Below are 8,618 nucleotides of genomic sequence, written 5' to 3' on the forward strand. Positions count from 1 at the left end.
GAGACGGAGCTGTCCACGATGAACCTGCAAAGGCCCTCACGCAGAGCGGTGTTGGGCACCCTGGGTGCCGCCGCCACCGTGGTGGGCTGGAACGCCGCCACCGCCGGCTGGGCCACCGCTGCGGACCGTCGCCCTGGCGACCGGATCGTCGGCGTCCCCGACCTGGACGGCACGCTCATTACCGATGCCGGCCAACTGGAGCCGTATGCCCATGACTTCGGCGGGCTGGTGAAGGGCACCCGTCCCTGGGCGGTGCTCACCCCCGGATCGGTCAATGACATCTCCACGATGATCCGCTACGCCCGTGACAACAAACTCAAGCTGGCCGTCAACGGCCGCAGTGGAACCGGCAAGGATCTGGAGTCCCACTCCTGCTACGGCCAGGCCGCGGTCACCGGCGGCATCGCCGTCGATGCGAAGGGCATGTCGCGCATCCTGTCCACCGGCTCGGACACCGTGACCGTCGAAGCGGGCGTGACGTGGGCTCAGATCACCGACCACCTGCTGCCCAAGGGCCGGATGCTGCCGACCCTGCCGGACTACCTGCCACTGTCGGTGGGCGGCACGCTCAGCGTCGGGGGCATCGGCCTGGCCATGGGCGCCCAGGGCCTGATCGCTGACAATGTGCGCTCGATGGTGGTCGTCACCGGCACCGGGGAGGTGGTTACCACCTCCCCCACCGCCCGCCCGGACCTCTTCCGCGCCGCGCTCGCGGGCGGCGGGCAGGCCGGCGTCATCGTCCAGGTGACGCTGCCTACGGTGGCAGCCGCTGAGCGGGCCACCGTGTTCAGCCTCTTCTACCCGGACGTGCACTCCTTCATGGCGGACTCCGAGAAGTTGCTGGCCGACCGCCGCTTCCAGCTCCAGGGGGGTGAGATGATCCGGCGCCGGGACAACTCCGGCTGGCGCTACAAGATCGAGGCCGTCGCCACCTACTCGGGCGGCCGCACCCCGGACCGGAACAAACTCCTCAGCGGGCTGAAGGACATACGGGCCGAGGCCGTCATCGAGGACTGCGCGATCCGCGACTACCTCTTCCGGCTCGACGCCTTCGAGGCGGCTCTCAAGAAAGGCGGCCACTGGTATGCGCCGAAGCCGTGGCTGAGCCTCTTCCTCCCGCAGTCCCAGGCGGCCGCCTTCCTACAACTGGTGGAGAAGGAGCTGACGCTCGAGGGAGTGGGCGCGGGTTTGGTGCTCACCTACCCGTACCAGATCGGCAAGGTGACCGTGCCGATGGCCGTGCAGCCCCAGGGCCCGACGGGCTACCTGTTCGACCTGCTGCGCTTCCCCGACCCGGGCACCCCCGACATACAGCGCCTGGTCGACCAGAACCGCTGGTTCTACGACAAGGCCGTCGAGCTGGGCGCCAAGCGCTACCTCGTGGGCGCCGTCCCCCGGATGACCGCCACCGACTGGCGGCGGCACTTCGGGCCGGTGTACGAGGAGCTGTCGCGGGCGAAGCAGACCTACGACCCCGGCAACGTCCTCACCCCGGGGCAGGGGTTCTTCGGCTGAGCGGCCCATGACGTTGATCACGACCCCGCTGCAAGGCCGCCGGCGCCGCCCGCACCGGCGGCCTTGCAGCGACGAACACGTGAGGAGGAACTTCTGATGGACCGCTACGACCTGCTCGACGAGGCCCTGCTCGAAGCCGGGCCGGACCGCGTGTGGGACGCGCTGATCTCGGAGTTCGGCGGCGCCGCGCAATGGTGGGTGCCTGACAACACGTTCGAGCCGGGACGGGGCACCGCCGCCGAGGTGGGCGGCACGACACTGGTCACCGTGCACACCAAGGGCGTCGACAAGGGTGGGCCGAAGATCAGGTTCACGGCGCGCACCACGGCCGTCGAGCCCGGCCGCCGGCTCGTCCTCGCCTACGTCCACGGCGCCTTCCGCGGCTCGGCGGAGTTCACCGTGGGCCCGCTGGAGGACGGCGGCACCCGGCTGGCCCTGCGCTTCCGCGCCCGGCCGCACGGCGGATTCGCGCTGCTCGCCCGGCTGGTGGACGTCGGCGCGCAGCACAGCCGCGCCACCCGCGCGGCCTTCGCCCGCCTGAACGCCCGGCTGTCCACCTCCCCGCGCCCCGCCGTCGGCGGACGAGCGGTGGAGACCGCCGTCGGCGGCGAGCGGCTGCCGGAGGACTCCCGGTGATCGCGCCCACAGCGGGTGAGACATACCTGCGCGGCGACGACGGCGCACGACTGGCGGTCTCGTGCTTGACACCGCTGAAAGGGCCTGCGGCAGTCGGGCCGCCCGTCGTGCTCGCCCACGGCTGGGGCGGGAGCCGCCGTGTGTGGGGCAGCGTGGCGGACGGCCTGATCCGTTCGGGCCACACGGTCCTCTCCTACGACCTGCGCGGCCACGGCGCCTCGACTGTCGGCGACGACGGCATCACCGCGGAGGCGATGCGCGCCGACCTGGCAACCGTCCTCCGGTACGCGGGCGGTGCGGCCGTGGTGGCGGGCCACTCCGGCGGCGGTTTCGCCGCGCTGGCCCAGGCGGTCGCGGACGACCCCGGTGCCCGTCCGGTGGGCCTGGTGCTGGTCGCCACAGCCGCGCACGGCCAGGACACGCCGGAGAAGGAGGCGCGGATGATGGGCGCGCCGCTGTTCTCCCGCGCGCTGCGCAGCGGCGGGCCGGGGCGGCTGCTGCTGCGCCAGATGACCGGGACGGCGCTGCATCCCCGGCTGCGCGAGGTCAACCGGGAGCTGTTCGCCGCGACCCGCCCCGAGGTCCGCGCGGAGTGCTTCCGCTCGTCACGGGGGATGGACCTGCGCGAGGACCTGGCCGCGGTGCGCGTACCGGTGGAGGTCCTGGCGGGCGGTGCCGACAAGATCATCGCTCCCCGACTGGGCCGTGAGACGGCCGATGCCCTTCCCCGCGCCCGCTTCACCTCGCTGCCCGGCGCCGGACATCTCCTGCCACTGGAACACCCGAGGGCGGTCTCCCGCGCGATCGAGGAGGTCACGCGACAGGCCGGGGGCCGGCCCACCGGCCGGCTCCCGCAGGACACGGGGGAGGCGCTGGAGCCGCGATGAGGACGACGCCCCCGCCACCCCGTCAGGCCGCGGCGTGATCGAGCGACTGCTGCCGGCCGGGGTCGCCTGGTCCGAAGCCTTCGACGACGCACTCCCCGGTGTGCCGGACCACCGGGAGATGGCCTTGGTCCGCGGCCGCCCGGAGCGCGTCGTGCGGCAGTTCGCCGCCGCACGGGCGTGCGCGCGAAGCTGCCTGGACGCCCTGGGGGCGCCCGAGGGACCGCTGTTGCGTACCCCGTCCGGCGCCCCGGCGTGGCCCGCCGGGCTGATCGGCAGCATCACCCACTGCGACGGCTACCGAGGCGCGGTCGCCGCGCCCGGCACGGCCGTGGAAGCGCTCGGCATCGACGCCGAGCCCGCCCTCCCCCTGCCGCACGGCGTGCTCGGTCTGGTCGCCTCGCCGGCCGAGCGCCGCTCCCTGACACAGCTGGCGGCACACTCACCCGGCGTGCCGTGGGACCGATTGCTGTTCAGCGCCAAGGAAGCCGTCTACAAGGCCTGGCACCCGGTCAGCGGCCGATGGATCGGCTGCGCCGACGTCGAGGTCACGCTCGCCCCGGCCCCGTCACCGAGCGGCCCGGCTGCCGACGACGACCTGGTGACGGGCCCCCTGCGCGCGCGGGTGCGGCCCGCGGCGTCGAACGAGGCCGGCGGGCGCTACTTTGGCCGCTGGGCCGCCGGTTCGGGACTGCTCCTCACGGCCGTCACCGGCCGCTGGTGACCGCTGCGCGCCCGGTTCAGCGCTCCAGGACGACGGTACCCATGGCGGGGCGGCCGGGTAGAGGCTCGGCCGAGCGCAGGCCCTTGCGGAACTCCTGGGGGCTCACGCCCCGTTCCCGCTTGAACGCGGCGCTCAGCGCGAATGCGCCGGAGTAGCCCACCCGGTGCGCGACCGTGGCGACCGTCAGGTCCGGCTCGCGCAGCAGGTCCGCGGCGAGCGTGAGCCGCCACCCGGTCAGGTAGGACATCGGCGGCTCGCCGACCTGCTCGGTGAAGTGCCGGGCCAGTCCGGCACGGGAGACACCGACGGCGGAGGCCAGCGAGGCCACCGTCCACGGCTCACTGGGCCGCTCGTGCAGCAACCGCAGCGCCCAGCCGACCACCGGATCGCTCTGCGCCCGCACCCACGGGGGCGCACCGGCGCCGGGCTCCACCAGCCAGGACCGCACCACGTTGATCAGCAACAGGTCCAGCAGCCGGTCCAGCACCACCTCCTGGCCGATCTCCTCCTTGTCCACCTCCCCGGCGAGCATGGCGATCAGCGGGGTGCGGGCGGCGGAGGCCGGCTGCACCAGCAGGGCGGGCAGGCTCGACAGCAGGCGCCGCCCCAGCTCGCCGGGCGCCTGGTAGGTGCCGCTGAGCATCACGGTGGACCCGGTGCGCCGTGCCTCACCCCAGGTCCGTACGCCGAGTGACATGGCATCGGTGACGTCCTCGCCGGAGGAGGTGCTGCACCTCTGCTCGGGCCCGACGACGATGCCGGGCGGCGAATCCGGGTCGTCGGTGAGGGTGTACGCCTCGGGGCCGCGCAGCACCGCGACGTCCCCAGGGGCGAGGCGCGCCGGCTCCCCGCCGTCCCGCAGCACCCAGGCCGACCCGTGCAGCATCGTCACCAGCGACAGCGGCGCGCGGTCCTCGATGCGCAGGCCCCACGGGGGGTTGAACACCGACTTCAGCAGGAACGCGCCGCGCGCCTTCGGGCTCTGCAGCAGGCCGCTGAGTGTGTCCACGGCTTTCACCTCTCCCTGTCCTCGTCCTGGGGGCGGGCCCGGTGACTCAGGAGCAGACCTCCCCATAGGCGGCCCCCGTCATGCGGGCCCCCTTCCCGGTCCGGTACGGGGCCCGACCGGCGCCCCGCGCCGGGCCGTTGTTCCGGTGGGCGCACAGTACGGCGCAGCAGCCCCAGGGCGCACAGGGTCAGCCCAGTGCGGACCGCGTTGGCGGTGCGCCACGGGCGCTCGTACGCACGGCGGGCCCGGTGCAGACCGACGGGATCAACGGTCGGCGCCCCGGCCAGCCGGCGGTTGAGCGGGAGGTTCACCGCCGCGGTGACCACCATGCTGGCGCCGTACAGCGCCGTCGCGGCACGCACCTGTTGCGCCGGGCCCTCCTCTCCCGCCCGGCGCAACCGACGGGCGGCCAGCCCGCCGGCGACGAACACTCCGAGGAAGAACGCGCCGAACGGGGCGTTGTCGTCCAGCCGGGCGTTCATACGCCGCATCGCGGAGACGAAGTGGGCGTCCCCGCGGCGGGCCAGGACTGGCATGACGCCGACGTCGAACGCCAGGTAGAGGCACGCCATCGCGGTGGTGCCCGATGTCGCCGCGAGCAGTGCGGGCTCAAGCCGGGTGCGGGGAGCGGCTCCGGTGCCGGCCAGGTCCTTTCGTGGCGGCATGGTGCTCCTCCGGTCGGCTGCGTGTGCCGGCGGACGGCCGCCCCCGCCCGGCGCGGAGTTCACCGTGGCTCCAGGATCGCCGCGACCGAACGGCGGTAGCCGTTCTCCAGCACGGCGCGGCCGAGCAAGCGCACCGGCGCGGGCATGACGCCCGCCGGGGCGGGTAGCCCGTCCAGCAGCCAGGGCGGCAGCACCCGTTTGACGCGCAGCGGCGCCGCGACCAGGACGCTGCGTTCCAGGGCGGTGAACACCGGTCCCGGCACCTTGTCGAAGACGGGGAAGGAGACCGCCTCCTCCTCCTGGAGGTGCCTGTGCATGATCTCGTCGAAGTCGGCCGCTGCCCCGGCCAGTCGGTCCGCCAGACCGCTGTCCATCGCCTCGGTCACCCGCAGCATCATGTCGTCGAGGGCGACATGGTCCTGGATCAGGCGATGGGCGGCCGCGGTGACTTCGGGCACGTGCGGCATCAGACCGGGCCAGAGGATGTCGTCCTCGGTACGGTGGTGCCATTCGATGATCCCGCGCAGTTGCCGCCACCAGTGGGCCGCCGCCGGCATGCCGGCCGGCGTGAGCAGCGCAGCAGCCGACCGCAGGCGCCGCGAGTCCCTCCGCAGCGCGAGATGAGTCTGCGCGAATCCTCTCAGGTAGCGGGGTAACGCCTCCGCCCCGCGCCCGTCCCACAATGCTCCGTCCATGGCCCCTCTTCTTCCGGTTCGCCGGACGCCCCCGGGTGCCGGCCTGGATCGGTGTCGTGTCAGGTCGTCGAACGGCCGGTCCGCCCGCGGCCCCACGCGCTCGGGCCGGCGGGGCGGACCGGCGGCTGGTCTCAGACGTCCCAGACCCCGGAGGCCGCGGCCTCCTTGGCGTACTGGGAGAAGTCCTTGGGCTCGCGCCCCAGCGCCTCGCGCACGCCGTGCACCACGCTGGCGTTGCGTCCGTCCACGATGAGCGTGAACAGATCGGCGAACTCCTCCGGCTCGCCCAACTCCCGCAGCGCCGCACGGTAGTCGTCGATGGTGACGGGGACGTAGGCGAGGGTCCGGCCGGTGGCCGCGGACAGTTCCCGGGCCACGTCGTGGAAGCTCAGCAGCTGGGGGCCGGAGAGCTCGTAGGTCTTCCCGATGTGCCGGTCGTCGGTGAGGGCGGCGACGGCCACATCGGCGATGTCGTCGGCGTCCACGAACGGCTCGACGGCGTCGCCGGTGGGCAGCGCCAGCTCACCGGCGCGTACGGGGTCCAGGAAGAAGCTCTCGCTGAAGTTCTGGTTGAACCAGTTGGCCCGCACGATCGTCCAGTCGCCGCCGGCGGCCTTGAGGGCCTCCTCGCTGGCGACGGCGCCCTCCTCCCCGCGGCCGGACAGCAGCACGAGATGCCGGACGCCGCGGGCGACGGCGAAGGCGGCGAACTCCTCGATCGTCTCCCGGGCCCCGGGGAAGGCGAGGTCGGGGTAGTAGGCGACATAGGCCGCGCCTACGCCGTCCAGGGCGGCGGCCCAGGTCCCCTTGTCCTCCCAGACGAACGGGATCTCGGCGGAGCGCGATCCGATGCGGACGGAGCGGCCGAGGCCCGTCAGCCGCTCGGCGACGCGTCGCCCGGTCTTGCCCGTGCCGCCGATGACGAGAAGGGGGACGGTCTGCTCGTGAGTAGTCATGCATGCATTGAAGTCTGCGGAGTCTGGACGCAACACCAGAAAGAGACTCAGATGCATACGCATCCGTCTCACCTCGGAGCCGATGGCGTAAGCCGGGCCCAGAACCGTCGGTCCGGGCCCAGAACTGTCCGTCCGGCCTCGGGGGGCGGGACCGGACGACGAGTCAGAGGGTGGAGGCTGACATCAGGACGAAGGCGACGACGGCGAACAGCGTCCGTACGGCGTGCAGGGCGTTCCAGCGGCCCTCGAACGCCTGCCGGGCCGCTTGCTGGCCGCCGCGGTCGCGGGCCGCCTCCAGTGCGCTGTTCAGCGGGACGTTGCCCGCGGCGGTCACCAGGTGGCCGACCGCCGCGCAGCCCGCGGCGACGGCCACAAGCAGCTGCGCGCCGTCGTCCCGGCCTTCCGGGGCGACGAACCAGGAGGCCGTCGGCAGACCGACCGATCCGAGAAAGAGCAGCAGGAACAGCGGTCCGGGCACCTTGCGGTTCACCTCGCGCATCGTCTCGGTGAAGCGATCGTCCGGCAGCGTGCGGAAGGCGGGCATGACCCCCGACTGGAAGGCGAGCAGATAGCCGGCGTAGAGCCCGGTGCAGGCGAGTGCGCATACAACGAGAGCATCAGACATGCCGGTCATCATGGCCCCGCTCCCGCCGTGGCGAGGGCTCTTGCCGATATCCGGATCATGGCCCCTCCCGAGCCGAGCCTCCTGCCGACCGGGGCGGCGTTGAGGCCGGACGGCCACGACATGCCGTGACGGCCACCGTCGCCTGCACCTGGCAGGGTGAACTGCCGTCGGTAGGGGGATGGGAGGGCTCGGGAGCCCGGCCGGGAGAGGCGCCCAACCGGCCGTCGAGCCAGGCGGTTCGGCGCGCCCCTCTTCTTCCGCGCCCCGCGGGTCGGGAGCCGCGGGAGTTGTCCACAGGCCTGCCGGAATCCGTGGGGACGGGGAACACTGTGCGTACGGCGTGGATCAGGAGATCCAGGACTTGGAAGGCCCGCCTGGCCCGGCTCGTGGAACGCTATGCCCCGCAGCTGCTCACTGTGGTGGGCATCGGCCCGGACACGGCCGTCACTCTGCTGATCACGATGGGGGACAACCCGGAACGTCTGCACAGTGAGGCGTCCTTCGCCGCGCTGTGCGGGGTCGGCCCCGTAGAACGCTCCTCGGGCACTCGGCAGTACCGTCGCCTCAACCGCGGCGGCGACCGGCAGGCCAACGCCGCCCTCCACCAGATCGTGCAGACCCGCCTGCGCTTCGACCCACGCCCCCAGGACTACTACGAACGCCGCACCAAGGAGGGCAAAACCCGACGCGAAATCGTCCGATGCCTCAAACGCTACGCCGCCCGCGAGGTGTTCCACCTGGTCAGGCCCGCACAGTCATGACCCCCGTCATAGGGGCTGTTGAGAGATGAGACCCCCGTCGGGATTCTTGGGTTCTAGGGCCTGTGTGTGGTTGTGATCAATCAGTTGCCTGCAGGAGGTCATTGACCCAGATCATCGAGGCGCGGAGGTGGAGGCCGGCGAGGTAGCT

General features: G+C 72.7%; 9 protein-coding genes and 1 pseudogene. 5 read left to right on the forward strand and 5 right to left on the reverse strand.

The window, feature by feature from the left end:
- Window positions 1-18 precede the first annotated feature (18 nt).
- The 4 genes from ACWGJY_RS17850 to ACWGJY_RS17865 all read left to right on the forward strand — a co-directional run bounded on the left by ACWGJY_RS17850 (window position 19) and on the right by ACWGJY_RS17865 (window position 3,759).
- Window positions 19-1,515, forward strand: a complete 1,497-nt coding sequence (locus ACWGJY_RS17850) for an FAD-binding protein (protein WP_453261742.1) — start codon at window positions 19-21, stop codon at window positions 1,513-1,515.
- A 96-nt stretch (window positions 1,516-1,611) separates the two neighbouring features.
- Window positions 1,612-2,151, forward strand: coding sequence for an SRPBCC family protein (locus ACWGJY_RS17855; RefSeq protein WP_453261743.1), 540 nt, complete (start codon window positions 1,612-1,614; stop codon window positions 2,149-2,151).
- Window positions 2,148-3,038 (forward strand): alpha/beta fold hydrolase, encoded by an 891-nt coding sequence (locus tag ACWGJY_RS17860; protein WP_453261744.1) that lies wholly within the window; start codon window positions 2,148-2,150, stop codon window positions 3,036-3,038. Before ACWGJY_RS17855 ends, ACWGJY_RS17860 begins: the two co-directional genes overlap by 4 nt.
- A gap of 34 nt (window positions 3,039-3,072) precedes the next feature.
- On the forward strand, window positions 3,073-3,759 hold the full coding sequence (locus tag ACWGJY_RS17865; RefSeq protein ID WP_453261745.1) for a 4'-phosphopantetheinyl transferase family protein: 687 nt from the start codon (window positions 3,073-3,075) through the stop codon (window positions 3,757-3,759).
- A 16-nt stretch (window positions 3,760-3,775) separates the two neighbouring features.
- Here ACWGJY_RS17865 and ACWGJY_RS17870 read toward each other — a convergent pair whose 3' ends face one another.
- The 5 genes from ACWGJY_RS17870 to ACWGJY_RS17890 form a co-directional block, all read right to left on the reverse strand.
- On the reverse strand, window positions 3,776-4,768 hold the full coding sequence (locus tag ACWGJY_RS17870; protein ID WP_453261746.1) for an AraC family transcriptional regulator: 993 nt from the start codon (window positions 4,766-4,768) through the stop codon (window positions 3,776-3,778).
- Between the two features lie 5 nt (window positions 4,769-4,773).
- On the reverse strand, window positions 4,774-5,433 hold the full coding sequence (locus ACWGJY_RS17875; RefSeq protein ID WP_453261747.1) for an anthrone oxygenase family protein: 660 nt from the start codon (window positions 5,431-5,433) through the stop codon (window positions 4,774-4,776).
- A gap of 59 nt (window positions 5,434-5,492) precedes the next feature.
- Window positions 5,493-6,128: a hemerythrin domain-containing protein gene (locus ACWGJY_RS17880; RefSeq protein ID WP_453261748.1), complete on the reverse strand. Its 636-nt coding sequence runs from the start codon at window positions 6,126-6,128 to the stop codon at window positions 5,493-5,495.
- A 131-nt stretch (window positions 6,129-6,259) separates the two neighbouring features.
- Complete coding sequence (locus ACWGJY_RS17885; RefSeq protein ID WP_453261749.1) at window positions 6,260-7,084, reverse strand: NmrA family NAD(P)-binding protein; 825 nt, start codon at window positions 7,082-7,084, stop codon at window positions 6,260-6,262.
- Between the two features lie 163 nt (window positions 7,085-7,247).
- Entirely contained in the window at window positions 7,248-7,709 is a 462-nt protein-coding gene (locus ACWGJY_RS17890) for an anthrone oxygenase family protein (protein WP_453261750.1), read from the reverse strand.
- Between the two features lie 371 nt (window positions 7,710-8,080).
- On the opposite strand from ACWGJY_RS17890, the pseudogene ACWGJY_RS17895 reads away from it, so the two are divergent.
- A pseudogene (locus ACWGJY_RS17895) lies at window positions 8,081-8,470 on the forward strand (transposase); the annotation flags it as partial.
- Window positions 8,471-8,618 lie beyond the last annotated feature (148 nt).

It is taken from the genome of Streptomyces sp. NPDC054765, assembly GCF_053612065.1.

Excerpts from the sequence above, each read along its gene's own strand:
- ACWGJY_RS17850 (WP_453261742.1), top strand. The coding sequence starts at position 19 with ATGAACCTGCAAAGGCCCTCACGCAGAGCGGTGTTGGGCACCCTGGGT.
- ACWGJY_RS17855 (WP_453261743.1), top strand. The coding sequence starts at position 1,612 with ATGGACCGCTACGACCTGCTCGACGAGGCCCTGCTCGAAGCCGGGCCG.
- ACWGJY_RS17875 (WP_453261747.1), bottom strand. The coding sequence starts at position 5,433 with ATGCCGCCACGAAAGGACCTGGCCGGCACCGGAGCCGCTCCCCGCACC.
- ACWGJY_RS17880 (WP_453261748.1), bottom strand. The coding sequence starts at position 6,128 with ATGGACGGAGCATTGTGGGACGGGCGCGGGGCGGAGGCGTTACCCCGC.
- ACWGJY_RS17885 (WP_453261749.1), bottom strand. The coding sequence starts at position 7,084 with ATGACTACTCACGAGCAGACCGTCCCCCTTCTCGTCATCGGCGGCACG.
- ACWGJY_RS17890 (WP_453261750.1), bottom strand. The coding sequence starts at position 7,709 with ATGTCTGATGCTCTCGTTGTATGCGCACTCGCCTGCACCGGGCTCTAC.